The organism is Paenibacillus sp. 23TSA30-6, assembly GCF_014858585.1.
GTDB lineage: Bacteria > Bacillota > Bacilli > Paenibacillales > Paenibacillaceae > Paenibacillus.
This window is the reverse complement of the sequence record NZ_SLTL01000001.1, coordinates 304020-327360: the sequence shown is the minus strand read 5'-3', so window position 1 is coordinate 327360 and position 23341 is coordinate 304020. Positions and strand designations below refer to the sequence as shown.

24 protein-coding genes, 6 tRNA genes and 1 riboswitch are annotated in these 23341 nt (G+C 47.8%); of the genes, 6 read left to right on the top strand and 24 right to left on the bottom strand.

Features of this window, described 5'->3' with window-relative positions; translation table 11 throughout:
• Nucleotides 1-52: 52 nt before the first annotated feature.
• The 5 genes from kdpB to E0698_RS01680 all read right to left on the bottom strand — a co-directional run bounded on the left by kdpB (nt 53) and on the right by E0698_RS01680 (nt 5279).
• A complete protein-coding gene (gene kdpB / locus E0698_RS01700) occupies nt 53-2083 on the bottom strand; it encodes a potassium-transporting ATPase subunit KdpB (RefSeq protein WP_192510400.1) in 2031 nt (676 codons plus the stop codon).
• 52 nt (nt 2084-2135) lie between these two features.
• Nucleotides 2136-3812, bottom strand: a complete 1677-nt coding sequence (kdpA, locus tag E0698_RS01695; protein WP_192510399.1) for a potassium-transporting ATPase subunit KdpA — start codon at nt 3810-3812, stop codon at nt 2136-2138.
• A 150-nt stretch (nt 3813-3962) separates the two neighbouring features.
• The gene (kdpF, locus tag E0698_RS27585) at nt 3963-4037 is read right to left on the bottom strand and encodes a K(+)-transporting ATPase subunit F (protein WP_223264321.1); all 75 of its coding nucleotides are present in this window, start codon (nt 4035-4037) and stop codon (nt 3963-3965) included.
• A gap of 215 nt (nt 4038-4252) precedes the next feature.
• Nucleotides 4253-4648, bottom strand: a complete 396-nt coding sequence (locus tag E0698_RS01685; protein ID WP_134910703.1) for a hypothetical protein — start codon at nt 4646-4648, stop codon at nt 4253-4255.
• Nucleotides 4649-4762: 114 nt separating this feature from the next.
• A riboswitch (cyclic di-AMP (ydaO/yuaA leader) is annotated at nt 4763-4938 on the bottom strand.
• A 173-nt stretch (nt 4939-5111) separates the two neighbouring features.
• Nucleotides 5112-5279, bottom strand: coding sequence for a hypothetical protein (locus tag E0698_RS01680; RefSeq protein ID WP_192510398.1), 168 nt, complete (start codon nt 5277-5279; stop codon nt 5112-5114).
• 123 nt (nt 5280-5402) lie between these two features.
• Between E0698_RS01680 and E0698_RS01675 the strand changes: the two genes are divergently transcribed.
• A complete protein-coding gene (locus tag E0698_RS01675; RefSeq protein ID WP_192510397.1) occupies nt 5403-5879 on the top strand; it encodes a glutathione peroxidase in 477 nt (158 codons plus the stop codon).
• Between the two features lie 150 nt (nt 5880-6029).
• Here the strand turns inward: E0698_RS01675 and E0698_RS01670 are convergent.
• Nucleotides 6030-6112 (bottom strand) — tRNA-Leu (locus E0698_RS01670).
• 263 nt (nt 6113-6375) lie between these two features.
• Here E0698_RS01670 and E0698_RS01665 point away from each other — a divergent pair.
• Entirely contained in the window at nt 6376-7065 is a 690-nt protein-coding gene (locus E0698_RS01665; protein WP_149094635.1) for an urease accessory UreF family protein, read from the top strand.
• Between the two features lie 352 nt (nt 7066-7417).
• Entirely contained in the window at nt 7418-7639 is a 222-nt protein-coding gene (locus E0698_RS01660; protein WP_149094522.1) for an XRE family transcriptional regulator, read from the top strand.
• A 127-nt stretch (nt 7640-7766) separates the two neighbouring features.
• Here E0698_RS01660 and E0698_RS01655 read toward each other — a convergent pair whose 3' ends face one another.
• The 6 genes from E0698_RS01655 to E0698_RS01630 all read right to left on the bottom strand — a co-directional run bounded on the left by E0698_RS01655 (nt 7767) and on the right by E0698_RS01630 (nt 9763).
• Nucleotides 7767-8150 carry a helix-turn-helix domain-containing protein gene (locus E0698_RS01655; protein ID WP_134910707.1) on the bottom strand — a complete coding sequence of 128 codons (384 nt, stop codon included), beginning with the start codon at nt 8148-8150 and terminating at the stop codon, nt 7767-7769.
• 107 nt (nt 8151-8257) lie between these two features.
• Nucleotides 8258-8632 (bottom strand): helix-turn-helix domain-containing protein, encoded by a 375-nt coding sequence (locus E0698_RS01650; RefSeq protein WP_134910708.1) that lies wholly within the window; start codon nt 8630-8632, stop codon nt 8258-8260.
• A 185-nt stretch (nt 8633-8817) separates the two neighbouring features.
• Nucleotides 8818-9273: a MarR family winged helix-turn-helix transcriptional regulator gene (locus tag E0698_RS01645; protein WP_134910709.1), complete on the bottom strand. Its 456-nt coding sequence runs from the start codon at nt 9271-9273 to the stop codon at nt 8818-8820.
• 163 nt (nt 9274-9436) lie between these two features.
• A tRNA-Leu gene (locus E0698_RS01640) sits at nt 9437-9519 on the bottom strand.
• Between the two features lie 15 nt (nt 9520-9534).
• Nucleotides 9535-9610, bottom strand: a tRNA-Lys gene (locus tag E0698_RS01635).
• 81 nt (nt 9611-9691) lie between these two features.
• Nucleotides 9692-9763, bottom strand: a tRNA-Glu gene (locus E0698_RS01630).
• Between the two features lie 243 nt (nt 9764-10006).
• On the opposite strand from E0698_RS01630, the gene E0698_RS01625 reads away from it, so the two are divergent.
• Nucleotides 10007-10765 carry a DeoR/GlpR family DNA-binding transcription regulator gene (locus tag E0698_RS01625; protein ID WP_025682798.1) on the top strand — a complete coding sequence of 253 codons (759 nt, stop codon included), beginning with the start codon at nt 10007-10009 and terminating at the stop codon, nt 10763-10765.
• A 46-nt stretch (nt 10766-10811) separates the two neighbouring features.
• A complete protein-coding gene (locus tag E0698_RS01620) occupies nt 10812-11684 on the top strand; it encodes a Cof-type HAD-IIB family hydrolase (protein ID WP_192510396.1) in 873 nt (290 codons plus the stop codon).
• 94 nt (nt 11685-11778) lie between these two features.
• Here E0698_RS01620 and E0698_RS01615 read toward each other — a convergent pair.
• The 3 genes from E0698_RS01615 to E0698_RS01605 all read right to left on the bottom strand — a co-directional run bounded on the left by E0698_RS01615 (nt 11779) and on the right by E0698_RS01605 (nt 12501).
• Nucleotides 11779-11867, bottom strand: a tRNA-Ser gene (locus E0698_RS01615).
• A gap of 1 nt (nt 11868) precedes the next feature.
• Nucleotides 11869-11944 (bottom strand) — tRNA-Asn (locus E0698_RS01610).
• Nucleotides 11945-11988: 44 nt separating this feature from the next.
• Entirely contained in the window at nt 11989-12501 is a 513-nt protein-coding gene (locus E0698_RS01605; RefSeq protein ID WP_192510395.1) for a SprT family protein, read from the bottom strand.
• Between the two features lie 160 nt (nt 12502-12661).
• On the opposite strand from E0698_RS01605, the gene cmpA reads away from it, so the two are divergent.
• Nucleotides 12662-12796: a cortex morphogenetic protein CmpA gene (gene cmpA, locus E0698_RS01600; RefSeq protein WP_007429337.1), complete on the top strand. Its 135-nt coding sequence runs from the start codon at nt 12662-12664 to the stop codon at nt 12794-12796.
• A gap of 102 nt (nt 12797-12898) precedes the next feature.
• Here the strand turns inward: cmpA and E0698_RS01595 are convergent, their stop codons facing one another.
• From E0698_RS01595 to E0698_RS01555, 9 genes are all read right to left on the bottom strand, one after another.
• The gene (locus E0698_RS01595) at nt 12899-15121 is read right to left on the bottom strand and encodes a Tex family protein (RefSeq protein WP_192510394.1); all 2223 of its coding nucleotides are present in this window, start codon (nt 15119-15121) and stop codon (nt 12899-12901) included.
• Between the two features lie 180 nt (nt 15122-15301).
• Entirely contained in the window at nt 15302-15652 is a 351-nt protein-coding gene (locus E0698_RS01590; protein WP_007429335.1) for a type II toxin-antitoxin system PemK/MazF family toxin, read from the bottom strand.
• A 6-nt stretch (nt 15653-15658) separates the two neighbouring features.
• The gene (locus E0698_RS01585) at nt 15659-15940 is read right to left on the bottom strand and encodes a CopG family ribbon-helix-helix protein (RefSeq protein ID WP_007429334.1); all 282 of its coding nucleotides are present in this window, start codon (nt 15938-15940) and stop codon (nt 15659-15661) included.
• A gap of 294 nt (nt 15941-16234) precedes the next feature.
• A complete protein-coding gene (gene alr / locus E0698_RS01580) occupies nt 16235-17431 on the bottom strand; it encodes an alanine racemase (protein ID WP_134910714.1) in 1197 nt (398 codons plus the stop codon).
• A 262-nt stretch (nt 17432-17693) separates the two neighbouring features.
• Nucleotides 17694-19016 carry an outer membrane lipoprotein-sorting protein gene (locus E0698_RS01575; protein WP_192510393.1) on the bottom strand — a complete coding sequence of 441 codons (1323 nt, stop codon included), beginning with the start codon at nt 19014-19016 and terminating at the stop codon, nt 17694-17696.
• Nucleotides 19017-19415: 399 nt separating this feature from the next.
• A complete protein-coding gene (gene fba, locus E0698_RS01570; protein ID WP_134914403.1) occupies nt 19416-20288 on the bottom strand; it encodes a class II fructose-1,6-bisphosphate aldolase in 873 nt (290 codons plus the stop codon).
• A 53-nt stretch (nt 20289-20341) separates the two neighbouring features.
• Nucleotides 20342-21193, bottom strand: coding sequence for a 2-keto-myo-inositol isomerase (iolI, locus tag E0698_RS01565; protein ID WP_134910716.1), 852 nt, complete (start codon nt 21191-21193; stop codon nt 20342-20344).
• A gap of 105 nt (nt 21194-21298) precedes the next feature.
• Nucleotides 21299-22174 (bottom strand): sugar phosphate isomerase/epimerase family protein, encoded by an 876-nt coding sequence (locus E0698_RS01560; protein WP_192510392.1) that lies wholly within the window; start codon nt 22172-22174, stop codon nt 21299-21301.
• 137 nt (nt 22175-22311) lie between these two features.
• Nucleotides 22312-23340 carry a Gfo/Idh/MocA family protein gene (locus tag E0698_RS01555; protein ID WP_192510391.1) on the bottom strand — a complete coding sequence of 343 codons (1029 nt, stop codon included), beginning with the start codon at nt 23338-23340 and terminating at the stop codon, nt 22312-22314.
• Nucleotide 23341 lies beyond the last annotated feature (1 nt).

Here is a 23341-nt window from a genome sequence, read left to right as displayed (position 1 = left end):
CATCCTTTCTGCTTCCATTCAGTATCCGAAATGCACACCTTCACAGGCTGCGTTAAATCCACAAATGCACCAGCAAATCAATGGCCTTAATGCCGACAAACGGCACCACCATACCGCCCAAACCGTAAATCAGCAAATTCCGTCCCAGCAGACGATCCGAACTCATGGGCTTATACTTCACGCCCTTCATGGCCAGCGGGATCAGAAGCGGAATAATAACAGCATTGAAGATCAGCGCCGACAAAATAGCAGATAGCGGAGAACCAAGCCCCATCACGTTTAATGCGCTCATTTGCGGAATCGCCAGCATGAACATCGCCGGAATAATGGCAAAATATTTGGCAACATCGTTTGCGATACTGAACGTTGTCAAAGCACCTCGTGTCATAAGCAACTGCTTGCCGATAGCGACCACCTCAATAATTTTGGACGGATCGGAATCCAGGTCTACCATATTGGCGGCTTCCTTGGCCGCGATCGTACCACTGTTCATGGCCAGCCCGACGTCAGCCTGTGCTAACGCAGGAGCATCATTCGTACCGTCTCCGGTCATGGCAACAAGCTTGCCCAGCTCCTGCTCACGGCGGATGACTGCGATTTTGTCCTCCGGCTTGCTTTCAGCCACAAAATCATCCACACCCGCTTCCCGTGCAATTGTCGCGGCTGTCAGCGGATTATCCCCGGTACACATGATCGTGCGTATGCCCATTTCCCGGAGCTGATCGAATCGCTCCTTCATGCCCGGCTTCACCGTGTCCTTCAAATAAATAATGCCATATATCCGATCATCCAGCGCGACAGCCAGCGGCGTACCTCCTTCAGAGGCCACCTGATTCGCTTTTTCCTCCAGATCGGCTGGAACGCTGCCGTTTTGCGATAGTACCCACTGCCGGACAGAGTCCACCGCGCCCTTACGTACCTTTTGTCCATCAGCCAGATCCAGACCGCTCATCCGGGTTTCCGCCTTGAACTCGATAAAGGTCCCGCCTGCTGCCAAGGATTCATCCAGCGTGTGCTCCTGCTTACGCATCAGCTCCAGAACTGAGCGCCCCTCAGGCGTCTCATCCTTCATCGAACTCATCGCAGCCCACTTCACTAACTCTGTCTCCTCTACGCCGCCTACAGGCACGAATTGGCTCGCCATCCGGTTACCGAAGGTGATTGTCCCTGTTTTGTCCAAAATCATCGTGTTGATGTCCCCGGATGCTTCTACTGCCTTGCCTGACATGGCCAGCACGTTAAACTGGGTGACCCGGTCCATACCGGCAATCCCGATGGCTGACAACAGTCCTCCAATCGTTGTAGGAATCAGGCAGACCAGCAACGAGATCAGCACGGGAACAGGCAGGTCAATGTTAAAATGACGGGCAATCGGTGCCAGCGTCACCACCACGATCAGAAAAATAATCGTCAAGCTGATCAACAGGGTATTCAGCGCAATTTCGTTCGGCGTCTTTTGCCGCTGTGCGCCTTCCACGAGCGAAATCATTTTATCTATGAACGTCTCACCCGGCTCTGTCGTAATCCGCACCTTAATTCGGTCACTGACCACGCGCGTCCCGCCGGTTACCGAGCAAAAATCACCACCTGATTCCTTGATCACTGGAGCCGATTCTCCCGTAATCGCCGATTCATCCACTGAGGCAAGACCTTCAATCACCTCACCATCGCTCGGAATCATGTCGCCCTGGGACACCATCACAATGTCACCTTTGCGCAGCTCGGTCGAGCTGACCACCTGAATCTCATCCCCGACAAGCTTGTTGGCTTGTGTATCCTGCTTAGATTTTTTCAAAGAGGCAGCTTGTGCTTTACCCCGACCCTCTGCGAGCGCTTCAGCAAAGTTAGCAAAGAGCAACGTGAACAACAGGATGATAAAAACAGCCAGGTTAAAGCCCATTTCATTACCCGTTCCAAAATAACCGGGAAACAGAAGCATGAGCAGCACAACCAATGTGCCGATCTCCACGACGAACATGACAGGATTTTTCATCATGATCATCGGATTTAATTTCATAAAGCTATCCTTGATCGCATGCTTTAAGATGCTTTTGTCCAGCATGCGTTTGCGTTGTTCCTTCATGATCAAGCACCCCGTTCATCCATTCTCATTTTCTTCTTCATGTTCATCTTCTTCACATGGTCAGAAATTCAGCCACAGGTCCCAATACGATGACGGGCAAGAAGGTCAAAGCACCAATCAGCAGCACAACCCCGATCAGAATCGCCCCAAACAGCTTGTTGTCCGTACGAAGTGTGCCCGTCGTCACTGGAGTCGGTGCTTTGGCATTCAATGAAGCCGCTACAGCTAACAGTGCAACAATCGATACATATCGTCCGAAGAACATAACAATCCCTGTTGTCGCGTTCCAGAATACGTTGTTATCCGTAAGACCTTCAAATCCCGAACCGTTATTAGCCGCAGATGACGCATATTCATATAACACCTGAGTCAACCCGTGATATCCGGGGTTTGTGACCGCATCGTATCCCCAATGACTCATAAAAGCGAGCGCAGTCGGCACCAGAATGAGAAACGGATGTACCAAAATGGCAATCGCGATCAGCTTCATTTCCTTGCCTTCAATTTTCCTGCCCATAAATTCCGGGGTCCTGCCGACCATCAATCCACATATAAACACACCCAGAATCGCATACATCAGCATATTCATCAGCCCGACGCCCTTACCGCCGAAAATGACGTTCAGCATCATTTCACCCAAAGCAGCCATACCGCCCAGCGGGGTCAGCGTATCGTGCATATTATTCACCGAGCCAGTGGTTGCCGCCGTCGTTACAGCCGTGAACAACACCGATTGTCCAATGCCGAAGCGAACCTCTTTCCCTTCCATGCTTCCCTGAGAAGCATCCACACCCAGTGCATGAATCAACGGATTGCCCGTTTTCTCCGACACATACGTAATGGATAGGAAGACGAGGAACAATACCATCATGGAGCTAAAAATAATCCAGCCCTGCTTGCGATTACGGGCGAACAGTCCAAAGGTATACGGCAGCGAAGCCGGCATCACCCACATCGCCAAAATTTCCAGCACATTCGTCCAGGGATTTGGATTTTCAAAAGGATGCGCCGAGTTGGCCCCATAGAAACCGCCCCCGTTCGTGCCCAAATGCTTGATCGATTCCATCGAAGCAACGGGTCCCAAAGCAATCTGCTGCTGTGTTCCGCTCAGCGTTGTAATATCCGCCGTAGACTGAAGCGTCTGCGGTACCTTCAGTCCGACCAGCACCAGCGTAAGTACAAAGGCCAATGGAAGAAAAATCCGTATAATCGCTTTGATAAAATCCTGAAAAAAGTTGCCCGTCCCTTCACCGCGCCGCGTCAATCCTCTCATAAAAGCCGCAGCAACCGAAAAACCGGAAGCAGCCGAAGTGAACATCATCATCGTAACGAACGCCATCTGCGTCAAATACGTAAGTCCGCTTTCTCCGCTATAATGCTGGAGATTCGTATTGGTCATAAAGCTGATCACTGTATTAAAAGCAAGTGACGCTTCCATATTGCCATTTCCAGACGGATTAACGGGAAGCAGTCCCTGCAAGCGCAGCAGCACATAGCTGATCGCCACAAGCACGACATTCGTAGCAATGAAGCTCATAACGTACGTGGTCCAACGCATGCTCTCCAGCTTTTTCAATCCTATAACCTTATAAATCAGCTTCTCCGTTCCGCCAAACACCCGATCTGTCCGATTCGGTTCATTTGAGAATACATGATATATATAGGTGCCCACTGGTTTCACCAAGAGCAGCAATATCACAATCACAATTCCAATTTGCAGCAGCTCCATCATCTATTCCCTCCTTCAAAATGCTCCTGCGTTTGGAACAACAGACGGGTTCATAGCACCAGGCGAGTGCACACGTTTGCGAAAACCCGCTGCCTCTGATGTCTCATCCACGATCTGCTGTCCCCCGCCCGCTTGATCCTGTTCACCTGATTAGAACTTTTCAGGATTCAGGAGTGCGTAGATTAAATACACAAACACAATCGCCGTAAGCGTAAGCACAACCATCATCCTTTTCGCCCTCCTTTGGAGGTCTGCGCATCACACCAGCGTACAAACAGCAGTATCACTCCATAACTCACAGCCATCACGAGCAGCATGTATATATCCATCATGTTCATACCCTCCCGTATCGGTCCTCAGATCGTCATTCTTACATCCTCGTAAAATCACCATACAATGAATTCGAAAATATTAATTTATATTATCCATACCGTAAGCGACTATCCGTTCAACAGGAAACCCACCTCTCCATTCAAAGTGTAGATCACATGGTCTGCTCCCAAACCTCGATAAATCCCTTGAGGATTACAGCCTTGTGTAATGACATAGACCGAATCTGATGTCAGCGGCCGGCATATTTGCAGAAAACGGCACGTCAGATTCAAGCTGTTCTCAAACAAATACACGCAGCCAATTTCTTTTTTGGGAAAATTCCATTTTCCTGCTTGCATCGTATTGATGCGCACAATATGCTCCACACCCATTTTTTTGAGCTGTCGTTCCTCCTGAGCGCTATTCGTCAGAACCGCAAACGCCAGTTTTTTGTACATAAGCAATTTCACAAAATTTCTGCCCGATTCATTCGGTGCAGTGACAATGATTAGCCGACCTTCCATCAGTAGCTCCTCTCCCGGTATAAAAAGACAACAAAAAGAAGCCGAAGGAAAAAGGCTTCCTCCGGCTTCTTACGTAACCATGATAAAATAAACCATGGTTGCACACGGCGGTTTGTTGCCTCTCCCTGTACGCTTACGAGGTTAGCTGTCGGATTCGGACGTGAGAGTCGCCCTATTTCTGGCACTTGGCCGGAAAATTCACCCCATGAGACACACGGCCCTCTAAAAGCCGCATAGATCTCGCTTGGTTCCCCCGCTTTTGCAACTGCAAAATTCAGCGCTATAGACAATTCGTTGCTGCTTCATTCACTTAATTTGAAATTACGTCTTGAATCATACACCCGCGCAAGGAACACTGTAAAGCTCACCTGCAGGGTTATAAATCGGCCTTTGGAGCAAAGAAGATGAATAATAGCGCTTACAACTGGAATATCCTTCTCCCAGCTCCTTCAAGCTCGGTTTTTCATCCCTTTTCGAAAATGATGGGCATGTCAATATTGGCGTATGGAGAGCTTTTTGTCCCTTTTTTTTGTAAAAGAGGAAGAAAAACTGCTGTATGCACCTGATAAACGCCGATTGAGCCTGTTTTTACGATGAGAAACACCGCAATTCGCCCCATTTGCAGTGCCATTTGCCGTTTTAAACAAAATACGATTTTACAGTTTCAGACAGTGCAATACATCTATTATAGACTTGCAACCCCTCGTTAAATTGCTTACAATTTAATTGTAAAATAGTAAATAGGAGAGATACCATGACCGTTTATGAATATGATGCACAAACCCTGCAAGGGAAAGAGATTCCGTTGTCCACATACGAAGGAAAAGTTCTGCTTATCGTGAATACAGCCAGCAAATGCGGGCTAACCCCTCAATACAAGGCGCTACAAGAGCTATATGACCAGTACCATGAGCAGGGGCTTGAAATCCTGGGCTTCCCCAGCAACCAGTTTGCCAAGCAAGAGCCGGGTTCCAGCGAGGACATTTCGGAGTTTTGCCAGATTAACTATGGAGTTACGTTCCCGATGTTTGCCAAAACAGATGTCAATGGCGATCAGGCACACCCTTTATTCCGCTACCTCACCCGGACAGCTCCGGGCGTACTAGGCTCCAAAGCGATCAAATGGAATTTTACTAAATTTTTAATTACACGCGAAGGTAACGTATTTAAGCGCTACGCCCCACAGACAACTCCGGATAAACTGGCGGGGGATATAGAGAAGCTCTTGTAGCAAAGCTTACAAGCCACTTCATCACTGTTCACAAGCAGCCGAACCAGGCGGCTGCTCCTGTGGCTAGGAAAAAAGGGATATAACAAAAAAAAGCATCCCTTCACGCCAAAAACGTGTCAGGATGCTTTTTTAACTGTGTCTTGCATGTAATGCGGTCGAGAGGACTCGAACCTCCACGGGCGTACGCCCACTACCCCCTCAAGATAGCGTGTCTGCCATTCCACCACGACCGCAAATTCTAATGTTTTGAGGCAACAGATTTATTATACTCCCTTGTATTCTATTTGTAAACATAAATACAATAATTATTTTTAAAGTCATATAATCTAACATATAAAAGCTATTAAAATATTTAATTTGACATACAAGCATCTTGAGTGTAAATATATATTACATAATATCACTAAAATTTTTCTTAATCCGATTTTTAAAGTCACTTAATATAACATAAAATTATACTCTAAGGAGGCGAACCGCTTTGCAAAAAGGCAATCGTTTGCTGAACTACGCATTGCTGTTGGACCCTTCCCTGCCTGTCGGTGGCTTCACTCGTTCCTACGGGCTAAAGGAGCTGTTTCGAAATGGTCGTTTAACCTGTCTGCAAGACCTGGAACACTATGCACGCACCGATCTGCATCCTCAATTCACATCCCTCGATGGCATGGCTATCAAAAGCCTTTATATCGCTGTTCAGCAAAATGATGGTTGGCGTATCGCTCTTATTGATAAAATGCTGCACGCCCAGCGTTCTTCCCTACAGCACATGAAAGAGTCACGCTTATCCGGCCAACGCCTGCTCAAGCTCGCTAAGGCTTTGTACCCTTGGCTTGAATTCGACCAGCTCGAAGCTATACTTATCCAATACAATGCGATTGGCACACTCGCAACCGTTCATACCTGGATTAACGTTTCTCTTGGAAATGATGTAGAGCAAACCATTCACGGCTACCTTGCCGCAGCAGTGTCCTTCTGTGTCGAAGATGCTTCCAAACTACTCCATCCTCCTTATGAGGAAAAAAATCCTGTTATTCAACGAATGACCAACGAGCTTCTAGACGCATGGAAACAATTCAACACCCCTGAGACTGAGCCAACCGCATTTCAGCGTCGCCTTCTGCAAAGACACTGGTCCAACTCCTACATTACGCAGCCACCCTATATGAGCAGCAACCACCAGCGCGGGTAAGATTCGACTAATTCCTTCGTCTGTCCCCATTATACGCCTCCAGCATCCCCCTGATGCCTGTTTTCACCCTTCCAGCACAACGCCAAAAGCACTTCCACCACTTTTTTCAGTGGCAGAGTGCTTTTTTTATCCAGATTACAACTGACATTTCTCACATTTACAGGCTCTGGATGGATTATTCAAACCATTTATCACTTAAATAAGTAATAAATTTATCTCAATTACGTATTTTAGATTGTAAAAACACGTATAAACGTGTATCATAGTTTTAGATGGTTAATTCTAACATGTTTACTGATGATTATTATAACACACCAATTATTCCGCAAGAATCCGTAAGGGGCGATTTCACTTGAACAACAAAATGCCTGTCACCTCCTTCGGGTGGGCCATCAAACAAAGGCTTGTCGAACTTCGACTGGATCAGAAATCATTTTGTGAAACGCATAACATCCCGCCTTCACGCTTGTCCAATCTGATTCACGGCACCCGCAAAGCACAAAGGTACAGAAAACAAGTTGCTGCAATCCTCAACATCGACGATAACGATTATAAGGAGGCATCACCACTCTGAAACCAACGATGTGAGCGTCCCCCAAGCATGCGGCATGCTATAACATCGGCAACCCAAATAAACTCGTCAATCGAACCCGTCGGTCCGTTTTACGGGTTTTCAACCTGAGTGATCTTTAGCGAGAAGATCATTCAGGCTGTGTTTTGTCATTCTCACCTTTTTGCTTACGATATTTCGCAAATTCCACATATTCTAATATGAAATCCTGTTCTTCTGTATCCAGATCCTCTGCCTGGCAATTCAATGGCCCCATCACTCCAAAAAAATAAGCAGCCTTCTGCTCCTGAAGTACGCCCTCACCCGGCTTGACGCCTTTCATTAACCAATCCAGCGATACATTAAAAAAGTCCGAAATCTGGATTAAATGCATCGTTCCCGGTGTTGTTTTGCCTCTTCTCCAGTCTCCAAGATTCCCCGAGCTGATTTTGAGCTTTTCACAAAACGCCTTCTTTGTCATTCCCCGATCCTTAATCAAGGATTCAATCCGCTGATAAATCGTTTGGTCTCCCAAAATTATCCCCTCCGACACCCTAACTTTTCTTGAACTATTCCCAAAATTTCAACCTTCATTGCAACCATACTTATTCGGTAATCATCACTTTAATATTCTGCACCCGTTTATTCTGCCGTTGAATCTTCCTGTTTTTTCTCTTTACGGAAGCGAGTAAATTCAATATACTCAAGTATAAATTCCTTTTCTGTTTCGCTAAGCTGTTCCCCCTGGCAATTCAGTTGCCTATCTGCATCAAAAAAATAAGGGTCTGTCGATTCCTTCAGCACCTCACTCTGAACATTCCGCCCCAACATGATCCAGTCCAGACTGGCATCAAAAAACGAAGCGATTTCAATGAGCTTATTCGTGCCCGGTGTCGTCTTGCCTCTCTTCCAATCACCAAAATTTCCTGTACTGATACCCAACTGCTCGCAGAATGCCTTTTTTGTCATTCCACGCTCCTTGATAAGCTCCTCAATTCGTTGGTAAATAGATTGCATAGAAGTTCCTTCCTCCCTAGCAGGCTCTCAAATAACGATATCATGTTTCCTGTTTTCATTTCAAAGATCACGTATGTTAAAATTGCCGAATTATGTATGTTGGTTTTCATTATACCACAATATGCAACAAAAACCGCCTGTTTTCCGAAGAAAACGGCGGCCTTCCGTCAGTTCGCCTACATCAATTACGGAGCAACGTTGTCGATTTTAAGGAAAATCTGCTTTAATTCGTTCAAAGTTTCACTCAGGTGCAATAAATCCTCTTCCGACAGAAGCACCAGTCTTTCTTGAATTTTACCGGAAAAGGTATTGAATACCTGCTCACAAAAAGCATCGCCCTCTTGTGTAATCGCCACATTCACGACTCTGCGATCCGAGTCACACGACTGGCGATCGGCCAACCCATGCTCCACCAGCTTGTCCAAAAGAGGGGTCATGTTCGGACGCGAGACATTAAGCTGTTTGGATAGATCAGATACCGTAGACAAGCGCACCTCCCGCAGAAGCATTAATACCTGAAAGTTATTAGGCGACAAATGTAAAGGAATATCAAGCGTGCCGAAGGTAAAAAATTTCTTCTTCACAATCGGAAACAAACCCAAAATATTTTCTGATATATCTCCCAACAGTTGAGTGTCCATATTTTTCACCGTCACTTCATCAGTTTATACTTATCATTCTATAACATTATGGCGTTATATTATACTATGGAATCATTATTTTATAATTATGACTACTTTATTGTATCATTACACAAACAAAAAAAGCCTCTACCGTGAGAGACCTTTCCGTTCATTCCATTGATGCGGTCGAGAGGACTCGAACCTCCACGAGCGTACGCTCACTACCCCCTCAAGATAGCGTGTCTGCCATTCCACCACGACCGCATAATAAAATATAAATGGTGAGCCATGAAGGACTCGAACCTTCGACACCCTGATTAAAAGTCAGGTGCTCTACCAACTGAGCTAATGGCTCATGCTGTTCATCCAAGATGTCCGCCATCAGACTTCAGGAATTTCCCTTAAGCATGTAACATGTAGTCCATAAAGACAACAATGACCCGTAGGGGAATCGAACCCCTGTTACCTCCGTGAAAGGGAGGTGTCTTAACCGCTTGACCAACGGGCCGTATTTTTATACACCAACTTGGCGACAAGAAAGAGTATATCAAATAGAAGAATGAATGACAATACTTATTTTAAAAAATTTAAAATAAGTTGTTTATCGAGAATTAAAACGCATTTTTACTTACGTAAATTTGCTTTATTCACGTTATTAGAAGCATAAAAAGAGATTATATTGCAAAATAACTTAACTTTACTTATAATCACTTACAGAATACCGAAATCATTTTAAACAGAGGAGCTTTTTATGTATCAAGAAGAGCGGATGCTAAAAATTGTTGATTACCTACAGCTTCACAAGCGTATTTCGGTGGATGATATTTGCGAATTTTTTAATGTATCACGAGATACGGCCCGCAGGGATCTGGTAAAGCTAGAGGAGCACCAGAAAATTATTCGAACCCGTGGCGGTGCCCTTCTACCCACACTGGATCACGAATTAACCAGAAACTATAAAGAGAGACTACTCACTGTATCCGAGGAAAAGCAAGTCATTGGACAAATAGCTGCCAGTATGGTTCGAGACGGAGATCGCATCATTCTCGATTCCTCCACCACCGTACAGGCATGTGCCGAAAGGCTCCATGTACAGGAGTGCTCGGTCATTACCAATTCGATTAATCAGGCTGATGTTCTTTCCGAAAAGGACGGCGTTTCGATTCATCTACTCGGCGGACGCTTGCAAAAGGAGCACCGTTTTGTCTACGGTTCTTCCGCCATCGCTACCCTGTCCCGCTATTTTGTAGACAAAGCTTTTGTTGGGATCGGGGGCATTTCTGTCCATGGATTGAGCATTAATCATGAAGAGGATGGTATGCTCAAGCACCAAATGATGAAACAGGCCGATCAGGTGATCATTCTTGCGGATCACTCCAAATTTGGTAAAAACCTTCCTTACCGCTTTGCCGATTTATACGAGGTGGATATCGTTATCACCGACTGTTTGCCGGACCCGGCCATGCTGGATGTTTTTCGCCGTCATGATGTTGAAATTATTGTTCCGTAATGTGGAAGAAGTATGAGACATATAGAAGAAGACAGGAGATGGAGAAATGAAACTGTTTGCGATTGATTTGGATGGAACACTGCTAAACGAGGAAGCAAAAATAAGCAAGGTGAACGCAGACGCGATCCGTAAGGCACAGCAGCAAGGCGTTCAGGTGACCATTGCCACGGGCAGAGCTTCTTATGATGCCTGGATCAAGCTGGAGGAAGCAGAACTCGTGACTCCCGTCATCGGAGCAAACGGTGCGACCGTACACGATGCACATCGTCGCCAGCTAACCTCTACACCGATGGACCGGAGTGAGACGTTTGAAGTGCTGAGCTGGCTGCGCGAAAACGATTTTTATTATGAGGTCATGACAGACCGTGCTATTTATTCTCCACAAAACGGACATCAGCTACTGGCTGTTGAAATGGATCGCCTGTTAAGCGCCAATCCGGATATTTCGCTGGATGCTTTGTTACATGCAGCCGAGAAACAATATGAACAGACCGGGCATACCCGTATCCCCTCGTATGAAGACATTCCGCTGGATGTAGAGATTTATAACGTGCTGTGCTTCTCCTTTGATCAAGCCAAATTGAACCGGGGGCGCGAGCGTTATCGGGAATTCCCCGGCCTGAACATGGTCATTTCCTCGGACCGTAACTTTGAAGTGGAGCATAAGGATGCCTCCAAAGGAAACGCACTGCGTTATCTTGCAAATCATCTGGGTATTTCCATGGAGGAAGCCGCAGCGGTAGGAGACAGCTATAATGATATTTCGATGCTGACGATGGCAGGTAAAGGCATCGCTATGGGCAATGCAAAAGACGACATCAAGGCCGTCTGCTCTGAAGTTACCCTGACCAATGTAGAGAATGGCGTAGCTCATACTCTTCTAAATATACTGGATAAACTCCCGAAGCCGACCTTGTAAACTGAAAATCCACAGGCTTTCATAGACAAAAAAGGACGCTCGCAAGCATCATTCCGATGCATACGAGCGTCCTTTTTCTGATCTGAAAAATCAACGGAGAGAGAGGGATTCGAACCCTCGCACCGCTTTCGCAGTCTAACCCCTTAGCAGAGGGTCCCCTTATAGCCACTTGGGTACCTCTCCATGGCTCCCCGAACAGGACTCGAACCTGTGACAACTCGATTAACAGTCGAGTGCTCTACCAACTGAGCTATCAGGGAACATTGCTGTAAATTATCATACAGTACGTTTAATTTACCATGATTCATGGGGCGCCGTCAAGTGCCAGCAGATGAAGTTTGCCTCCGCATTTACCGCAGCGGTAACGCTGGGGGTTCATTTTACGTTTCCGCAAGTATTCCTGACTACAAGAGGCACACACCAGCTTGTAGCGATAGGGCTGCGGCTTTCGTTCCGCTCTCCCCGGCAGAGTTTGGCAATGCCTGCTCCCTCCTACACGGGCCAGCCATGCTTTAAAATCCGCATCTCGGTGCTGGTAACCCATCCCGCGCAAATGCAAATGATAATGGCACAACTCATGCTTAATAATTTTTTCCACCTCAGACCGTCCGTAGGCTGCAAGTTGATGCGGATTAATTTCAATATGATGGCTTTTCATAAAATATCGACCGCCTGTGGAAGACAGACGCGAATTAAAGCTGGCACGATGGCGAAACGGTACGCCAAAACTCTCCATTGAAATATGCTCCACCCATTCCTGAAGCTCTTCATCGCTCATGGAATGGTTCATCGAATTGCTAAGGGACTTGGACTCCATCCTTACACGTTCTCCTCCTTTGCTCCATACTGCCAAGCATATTACAAAATAGCGTCCAAAGTCTAACCCTCAATTCATAAGCCATCCAATTGATAAGCACACTTTAGGCACCCACCCCATATGCTAAACATACAGAAGTAACGCAGAGGAGGAGATTGGCTTGCCTCAATGGCTCAGCAACCAGCTTATGCGGGCCTTTTACAAAAAGGACCGGCGCCAGATCAAACTGTTGAATGATTGTTGGTTTTTTTATCATAAAGCACCAGGCGTAGAGTTTGATGCCAACAATGGGTAGAAGTTCAGGGCAGTAAAAATGAAAGCCGGAGTCTCCGAAGTGGTTCGGAGATTCCGGCTTTTGTTATACCCTAATAAAGCGGTTATACGGATTTGTAGAGTATTATGCCTGCGATTGCGCTTCTGCCGGAGCTTTCATCGTCAGACCGACCCTGCCTTTTTTTAAGTCTACATTCAGCACCCACACGGTTACGTTATCACCAACGGATACGACATCCATCGGATGCTTGACGAAGCCGTTGCGCAGCTGCGAAATATGAACCAATCCATCACTCTTGATGCCGATATCGACGAACGCACCGAAATCAATTACATTGCGGACGGTTCCCTGAAGCTCCATGCCCGGTTCCAGATCCTCAATCTTGAGCACATCCTTGCGGAATACAGGCAACGGCAGCTCGTCACGCGGGTCACGACCTGGACGCTGGAGGCTGTCCAGAATATCCTTCAATGTCGGCACACCGACTTCCAGCTTCGCGGCCAGTTCGTCAATGTTGGACACGTTCAGCGCTTCCGTCGCAGCCTTGGTGCCCAGATCGTGGGCGCTGATGCCCAGTTCAGCCAACAGGCGGTCTACGACAGCATACGATTCAGGGTGAATCGGCGTGCGATCCAGCGGATTTTCTCCACCCGGTATACGGATAAAACCAACCGATTGCTCGTAGGTTTTCGCGCCAAGACGCGGTACCTTTTGCAACTGACGACGGTTGTTGAATTTGCCGTTTTCCTCACGGTATTTCACGATATTTTTGGCAATTGTCGCGTTAATGCCCGCTACATAGGACAGCAATGCCGAGGAAGCGGTATTTATATCCACACCGACATGGTTAACTGCCGATTCTACAACATCCTTCAAGCTTTCATCCAGATGCTTCTGTGACACATCATGCTGATACTGGCCTACACCAATGGCCTTCGGCTCAATCTTGACCAGCTCGGCCAGCGGGTCCTGCACACGACGTGCAATGGATGCCGCGCTGCGCTCAGCCACGTCCAGATCCGGGAACTCCTCCTGCGCCAGCTTGGAGGCGGAATAAACGCTCGCGCCTGCCTCATTGACGATCAGGTACGCCAAGCTGCTGTCGCCAATATCTGCGATGACTTCAGCCACGAATTGCTCTGTTTCACGCGAAGCCGTTCCGTTACCGATGACGATCAGCTCAATATTGTATTGGGCAATGAGCTGCTTGAATTTCTCGGCAGCTTCAAGCTTTTTGTTGTTCGGCGGTGTCGGATACGTCACCGCGACTTCCAGCAGCTTGCCCGTATCATCTACTACCGCCAGTTTGCAGCCTGTCCGAAACGCCGGATCGACACCGAGCACACGGCGGCCCTTGATCGGGGCCTGTAACAGCAGGCTCCGCAAATTGCCCGCAAAGATAGAGATGGCCTGCTGCTCGCCCTTCTCTGTCATTTCTGCGCGCACCTCACGCTCAATAGAGGGTGCGATGAGCCTTTTATACGCATCCTCAATGACGTTGCGCAGCAGCTCTTCCACGGCAGATGAGCCTTTAATCACTTGACCTGCGACGTAATTGTGAATCGAATCAGGCGCTACCTCCAGTCCGACCTTGAGAATGCCCTCACGCTCTCCGCGATTAATCGCCAAAATACGATGAGGCGGCATTTTCTTAGCCAGCTCACGATAGCTGTAGTAGTTCTCGTAGACAGACTCTTGCTCTGCATCCTTCGCTTCGGAGGTTAGCATGCCATGATCCAGTGTATATCGACGCACCCATTGGCGAATACCCGCGTCGTCCGCTATATTTTCCGCTAAAATGTCCAAAGCTCCTTGAATAGCAACCTCGGCACTGTCCACTCCCAATTCCGCATTCACATAGGACTCAGCTTCCTTCAGAGCATCGCCCTGCTTCGGCTGGCTCCAGATCCAGATGGACAGCGGCTCCAGCCCCCGTTCCTTCGCCACACTCGCGCGGGTTTTGCGCTTTTGCCGATATGGACGGTACAGATCCTCCACTTCCTGAAGCTTAACCGCAGAAGTGATGGCAGCCTGAAGGTCTTCTGTCAGCTTGCCCTGCTCATCAATAATGCGAATGACCTCTACCTTACGGTCCTCCAAATTACGTAAATACAGCACACGATCCTCAATTTCACGCAGCTGATTTTCATCCAGTTCCCCTGTCATTTCCTTACGGTATCGCGCGATAAAAGGAATCGTATTCCCTTCATCCAGCAAACTGATCGTCGTCCGGATTTGCTTGAGTGCCAGCGACAGCTCTCTCGCCACTTGTTTGACAATCCGCTCCTGGCGATCTGCTTCGTTCGGCTCCTGCCGGATTTCCGTTTTCGTTTCCTCGTTAGACAAAGCTATCCCTTCTTCCTTACAACTCTTGTCTTTCATCATGTCTTTCATTATCACAAAAAAAGAATCAAAGCGCCAGCACGTAACGATGAAGCCAGGCCCAGCCTGCATTTTTCATCGGACACGCAAAAGGACAGCGCCCACGCGCTGCCCTTTTCCCGTTTCACTCGTCGTTACAAAATGCTAAAAATCAATCAAACCGAGACTGATTTGTAGCGAATCGCTCACTTTGCGCATGGTTTCTTCATCCAAATGGGTGATTTTGTCGGTAAGCCTTTGCTTGTCGATCGTCCGAATTTGCTCCAGAAGAACGACAGAATCGCGATCAAAGCCATGCGTCGCCGCGTCGATTTCCACGTGTGTGGGCAGCTTCGCCTTCTGAATCTGGGCGGTGATGGCTGCCACGATCACGGTGGGACTGAACCGGTTGCCGATATCATTTTGAATGATCAGCACAGGTCTGACGCCACCTTGCTCGGAACCGACTACGGGTGAAAGGTCTGCAAAAAAAACGTCGCCGCGCTTTACGATCAATATGGATTACACCCCGCTAACTGTACGGCCCAAGGTGCTGTTTGCATCTTCCTCCGCATGAAAGGCTTCGGAGGCCATGGTCAAGTTAATTTTAGCCATCTCCATATAACCACGCTGCATAGCTTCACGAATGTAACGTTTTTTTCGTTCGCCTACATACAGCTTCATGGCCTGCCTGATAAATTCACTGCGGTTGGAATTTTCCATAGCTACGATCCCGTCCACTTCCTGCAAGAGATGATCCGGCAAACTGATCATTATTCTTTTGGTGTTCTGCAAATTGGCCAACTTCTCTTCCACCCCCAAAACCTTGTCGCCATTGTACCATTATAACGTTATTCCCGGTAATTTATTCAAACGGAATACAAGAGAATATATATGATATTCATATATCATCTATGCTGCATTCCATTATAAACTACACAGTTCGTTTTCGTACAGGCGTTTGATCCCCGAAATACAAGTGTCAGCGGAGCCTGATGCGTCGATTTGACAGTTACAGCGCTCTTTTCTTTCCTTTGTACATATTTCGGGACGTTCTGCGAAAACTCCTGCTTTTAACCGGTAATTTGCGTCATGAAATTAATCCCAGCGGGTTGGAAGAAGCGAATTCACTCGAACGACAGGAATATCTCCCCGTGTATATACACGCGGTACCCTGTGTGCGATCATGCAGATCACCTCATAGTGGATCGTACCAAGCTTGGATGCCAGCTCATCCGCCGCGATAGTTTCGCCGGACTGCTGGCCGATGAGAACAACCTCTTCGCCGGTTTGGATTTCTTCCGCATCTTCTGCGAAAGATTGTAAGGATACCATACACTGGTCCATGCAAATCGTACCGAGTACCGGGACGCGGCGACCGCGTACCAACACTTCGATCTTCCCACTCAGCATGCGGGAGTATCCATCCGCATAGCCGATTGGCAGTGTACCGATCCGTTCTTCACTTGAGGTCACATACCGGGTGCCATAGCTAACTCCCCAGCCGGGAGGAAGCGTCTTGGTATAAACCACTGCCGTCTTCAATGACAATACAGGCAGCAGTTCAATGGCTTGCCGGTTAACCTCATCAGACGGATACAGACCGTATATACTGATGCCAATCCGCACCATATTGGGGGAAAGGGAAGGGGTATCAATGGTGGCGGCGCTGTTGCCCGTATGTATAATGGGAATGGTGATACCTTGTTCCCTTAGCGCTTCCGCCACGCCCCGAAACCGATCATATTGTAGCAGTGTATAGCTTTTGTCTTCTTCATCCGCGCGGGCAAAATGGGTGTACATGCCTTCCAGCAGTACTTGCTCTAATTCGTGAGTCTGCCGGACAAAAGTCACAGCCTCTTCTCCAGGCAGCAAACCCAGTCTTCCCATGCCGCTGTCTATTTTGATGTGCACCTTCAGCTTGCGTTCGTTTCCTTGTCGGTCCAGTCTGCGGATACCCTCCAGCACTTCCTCACTGAACACAGTCAATGAGATATCATGCTCCCAAGCCATTTGTACAGCTTCCGGTGAGGTATAGCCGAGTACAAGAATCGGTAGCTGAACCCCCGCATGACGAAGCTCCAACGCTTCATCCAGAAAAGCGACGCTCAAATAATCCGCACCAAGGCGTTCCAATTCCTTTGAAATTTCCACGGCACCGTGTCCATAGGCATTAGCCTTGACACAAGCCAGCAACAGCTTATCCGCTGGCAATGCCCTGCGAAAAGCCTCATAGTTGGCGCCAAGGTGATCCAGGTTGATTTCGGCCCGGGTCGATCTGTATTGTGCTTGCAAAATCCAGTCACCTTCTTCAATTGTTAGCCTGTAACATACCTTTTACCATTCGGAATGTGGCAAAGTCCTTACTTCCAAAGGTTAATGGTAATGTTCTGAAACGTGGCTGTCAATGGCAGATGGCGTTTGCCAGCATCCTCCACAAAGAACATGACTCCCAAGCGAGCGGTGCACACCTCTAGACCTCGAATGAACAAAAGACGGATACGGGCGGAAGCAGAGTAAAATACACTCTAAACCGTCTGCATCCGTCTATAAAGTTTTATTTACCCGATTGATCCTGTATAGAAGCGGCAATTTGTATCATTTCGCTCACGGGCAGGTCAGCACTGGTAATACGGAACTCTATGCCGTCATTCATCCAGGTCATCGTCTGCTGCTCGCTACCCGTCAGAACGGCAAAGCTTCCTCCAATATCGACCAGTTCACCCGCAGCCAGCGATACGGCCCGATCTTTCGGACGCGCCTCCACTATCGTATAGTTATACGTCCCACTATACCGTAGCATCACCGCATGTGTACCATTGTCCTCCAGCTCCGGCGTATCCTTAATCTGTACCCCGGCTGGCGTATAGGACGGTTCAATCAAGCCGAACTCACCCATCACAGCTTCAGCAGCATCCGTGCCTGCCGATGTCCCTGTTGCTGCATCAGATGCACCCGGAGTCTGCTGTTGCGCCTCTGTATTGCTCGCTGTATCCGGCTTGGCCTCCGTATCCGTGCTACCCGTCGCGTCCGCGCTATCCGGTTTTGACGTATCGCCTGTGGCAGCTCCATCCATCGACGCTTCTCCTGACGGCTGCTGTGCCTTCTCTCCTGCTGTTCCCTGCACTTGTCCTTGCTCGCCCGAGATTACGCCAGTCGTGCCATCAATCGTACCTGTAGGATCTAGTTGCCCGCTGGAATCCACTGCTCCGGCTGAAGGCGTTCCTTCATTTCCCTTACCTGTTTTTCCAGAAGCCATATTGCGCTCCATATCAAAAGAGTCCTTGTCGAACTTCGTATCAAACGCAAATTGATCGAATTTCAGATCCACAACTACCTTCGCATTCGCATCAGATACCTGTACCTGAGTGGGCGCATAGTTATTTTTGGACAGCCATATTTTTTGCCTTACCAGCGCATGGCTGTTGTAGTTCGCTGCCACATCGAATACATAGGATTTATCGTCCGAAACCAGTTGACGTGAGGCATCACCAATAATGCTGCGAACCAGCGTTTCATACAAATAGACTTGCCCCTGGTTGTTCGGCCAATCGCTTTTGAAGCGGAAGCTTTTGTTCAGACTGGGCGTCAATACGAATACACCCTCATCATTGCGTAACACGATCTGAGTAACATCCTTTTTCTCGTTCGTCATGGCAATTCGGTAATAGGAAGGCTTACGGTAGGAAATGTCCACCTTGTACTCCTGCGGCGTGTCGCCGGTATGCAGCGTCATCAAAGCTGTACCGTGGTAGCTGTTCAGGTCGCTCACCACGTCACTCAAATCTTTAACCACATCATCCGCGCTCTTCTTGCCGCACCCGGCCAGCAGCAGCGTTACACACATGACCATGGCAAGCATCCATGAAATCCGGCGCATATCATCAACCCCTTCAGCACATGTTTTAAATGAATTAGTACATGTCTATGAAGGACTTGTTCGATTTATGCAGACTGGCATGACAAGCTTGAGAGCTTGGATGGCGATTTGTATTGCTACAAAAGCTTTTGAACACTAATGATAAATTCATACCAAAAATACGTAATCGTACCCACAGGCAGTGCTATAGAAAAGCCTAGTAAAACATATGTAAAAAACAATTCCATTACAAAACCTCTTTCATTAATAATGTATAAAAATACATTGTATACTATGGAAAATAAAAATCGATACATTTTGCCTACTTTTTGCGCACGAAAAAAAGCCGTTCCCTACACGGTAAAATCCGCACAGGAAGCAGCTTTGAAATTACTTTGAAGGCTGTGTTCTCTAATCACATTACACGGTAAAACGCACATCTGCCTTATGACTCGTGCCAAACTCTTGCATCTTCCCTTTGACCACAGCAGTAATCGCTGCTGTGCCCGGTGTGAGAATGGTCTTCGGATCATAGACATGGGAATCACTCGTTAATGCGTTACGAACGGCCTCAGCCCAAGCCTGAATGCATTCGGTATTGACGTTGATTTTGGCGTGGCCCAATTCAATCGCCTTGGTAATCTGATGCTCAGGGATGCCGGAACCGCCATGCAGTACAAGCGGGATGCCCGTCAATTCCGAAATATGCTTCATTTCAGCAAAGCCCAGCTTGGGCTCTCCCTGATACGGCCCGTGAACCGAGCCAAGGGCAGCCGCCAATGCGTCGATTCCGGTTTCCTGCACCATACGTGAGCATTCCTGCGCATCTGCATACCGGATTCCACCTACCAGCCCGTCTTCCATGCCTCCGACCGTACCGACCTCTGCTTCCACAGAGACTCCATAGGAACGCGCATAATCTACGACTTGCCGGGTCATCGCTATATTGACGTCAATCGGATCATGAGAACCGTCAATCATCACAGAGCTGAACCCGGCCTCAATCGCTCGCTTGCAGTTCTCTACTGTCCTGCCATGATCCAAATGAAGCGCCACCGGAACGGTAATTGACATTTCCTCCATTAAGGCACTGACCATTACCACAATTGTCCGATAGCCTCCCAAATATTCTACCAGCCTGTCGGAAGCAGCCACAATGACGGGGGCATGTTCTTCCTCGGCTGCCTGTAAAATCGCTTTAGCCCATTGTAAACCGTTTAAATTGTACTGTCCCACCGCATATTTCTCGTCTTTGGCTTTGAGCAGCATCTCTTTCATAGACACGAATGGCAACGGCATAGTGGCCCTCCTTTCCGAGTATCTCTATTTCCAGATCATCTGACCGATTATCTGACTTCCTGCCGAATCTCATAAACGCCGGACACCGCCTGAATGGTTGTCTCTTTGGCCGTCCGGATGGCTTCCTCTGCATCCAGCTCATAATATTCAGGCCGGAATAGCTCCACCGATACAACGTCCGAGAAGCCAATTCCTTTTAAAGTGGACAAAATGCTTTCCAAATCAATGGCGCCAAGTCCCGGCCATACCCGGTCCTCATCGGTCAGAAAACCAATTGGGAAATCCTCGGTGTCGTCAATGTGTAAAATAAATATTTTCGAGCCGTCCGCCTTTTGCAAATCCTCCAAACGTGAACCCATCGCATGGAAATGGAAACAATCCAGCACCAGCCCGACATTAGCCCGATCCACCGCCTCGACAATATCGTAAGCCTGACCAAATGTATTGACTGTACATTGCGGATGCCCCACAAACTCAACCGCTATACGGATGCCGTAAGGCTCAGCTAAATCCGACAGCTCTTTCAAAACAGACACAGCGCTTTGACGAATATCCTCTTTGCGTATTTTTTCTTCTGTCACCAGCGGAACGGCAACGATGTATTGAATCCCCAGTTTTTGGCCTGTAACGAGCATTTCTTTAAATTCACGAATAATTTCCTGATATGCGGCTTCGTCACGATTGTTGAAAAAGACTAACGCGTTGAACGCCAACGGCTTAATATGATGAGTGTTGAAATACGCTACCAAATCGTCAATCGTATGATCCTGCAAGTATTCCGGCAATTTATCCATTGTGCGAATTTCAATGTAGTCGTAGCCGTGCTGCTCACAAAGCTGCAAATCCTTCACCAGATTGGAATTTCGCAGGGTCGTCGCCTGATTAAAACATAGCTTCATCGTCTGCACCTCTCTCCTGTTATGAGGAAACACCGTAGTCGCAGCTTGAACGGGTCTGCCCAAGGCGTTTCGTAAAATATCTTCAAGTTCCGGTTATTGCCTTGATCATTTCGTCGGTGACGCAAGTCCCAAACCATCTTTGATTTTGTTCAGCATAAAGGTGCTGGATTCATCTGCCTTTTCCATCCAGGCAAATACGGAGTTGGTGGCAATCCCGTCGAATTTCATCTCTTTTAGCTTACGGAAGATGGTGTCAAAATCCACTTCTCCCTCGCCAATGTTCAAATGCTGATGTACCGTCGCTTCGACGCCGGGAGGGTTGACGATATAACGCAGGCCGTCAGCAGCTTTGTGGTTAAATGTATCCGCAAACAGTACATGCGTCAGACGGTCGCCTGCATAGTCGAACATGGGCGCAATATCGCCAATCCCATCATCATAGAAAAAGGTATGCGCCGTGGAATACACCAGGTTAATCCAAGGTTTGTCGAGCGCCCGAATCATATCCACTGCGCCCTGATTGGTTTCGATAAAATCATACGGATGCGCTTGCAGATTCAATTTCACGCCTTCCCTCTCAAAAACCGGAAGCAGCTCATCCATGGATTTGATAAACTTTTCCTCGCAAATATCCGCGTTAAACTTGGAACCGTTAAATTCACTGTTCATCAGGTCCACATCCAGCTCCACCGCGATTTCAATGGCACGCTTCCAGTTCCGCACGGCGGCCTCGCGGCGATCTTCGTCCGGTCCGGCCCAATAATATAGCGGTAGCAACGATGAAATTTTCACTCCCGCGTCATTTAGCCACTTTTTCAGGTTTTTAATCTGAGCCTTATCGACCTTGGGATATTTGTAAAATGGACAGAAGTCCTCACGAGGTGACAATTCAATGTAGTCATAGCCCAATTGCGCCGTTTTATCTACCATTTCTTTCAACGGGATATTTTTGTACAGGGTTGGGTCCAACGCTAATTTCATGTTTCATTCCTCCATTTTTTGTGATGATTTTTTAGCCTTACATCAAAAGCTGTGCTAGACCAGCATATGAGCATCTAAGGCGCTACGGGGTCGGATGAAGTCACACACAAATTTTTGTTATAAGTCTTTTGTTGTGATTATTGATGAACGACATTTTGGTAGAAGGCTGGCTTATCTCCGATTGTAACCGCTTCCTTAACTCCGCTTGCTTGTGCCTTCACACACGCATCGGCTGTCACTGCGGCAATGTAGCCGTCCCATGAGGTTGGGCCTTTCGGTTCGCCTGTTGCCTTGATCGAATCAATGAAATCCTGCAACTCCCGGTCATAGGCATCTATAAAGCGTTGCTTCCAATCCATCAGCAAATCCACGCCCAGTTGAGCTTCCTTGCGGTACACAATGCCCGGCACCTCTGGCAGCTTCGCTACACCCTCTTCACCAATAATCTCGCATTGGATGTCATAGCCGTATTTGCAATTCACGAACACCTCGGCTTGAATAGCGATCCCGCCTTTGGTTTCCAGCATAATAATTTGAGGGTCCTTCAAATGGCTTGATGCATGGCGCGTTTTCTTAGGATATATGACCTGTACGGAGGTATAATCATCATCGACGAGCCAGTGCAGCACATCTATTTCGTGAATCAGCGTATCGGTAATCGCCATGTCAGTCGTGTAGTTGTCGTCTACTTCCGGATTTCGGTGTGCTGCGCGGATCATGAGCGGTTCCCCGATAAAACGATTGTCAATCGCTTGCTTCAATTGCTCGTAGCCCCGGTCATATCGGCGCATAAAGCCCACTTGAACCAGTCGCTTGCCATGCTTGATCTCTGCTTCCACGATGCTTTTGCAGCCTTCGGCTGTCGTAGCCAGGGGCTTTTCACAAAAAACGTATTTTCCTGCCGCAATCCCCGCCAGCACGCTCGCTTCATGTGCAGGTCCCCAACTCGTAATAACGATTGCGTCGACATTGGGCGCAGCAACCAGTGATTTATCATCCGGGTACACGACGGCATCCAGCTTGAATTGCTCAACCGCGCTTTTGGCCGCTTCCGGGTTCACGTCTGTGACCGCTACAATTTTACCGCCGGACAGGTTGTTGGTAATTCGTCTGATATGCTCACGTCCGATAGCTCCTGTTCCAATAACTCCAATATTTAATGTCATG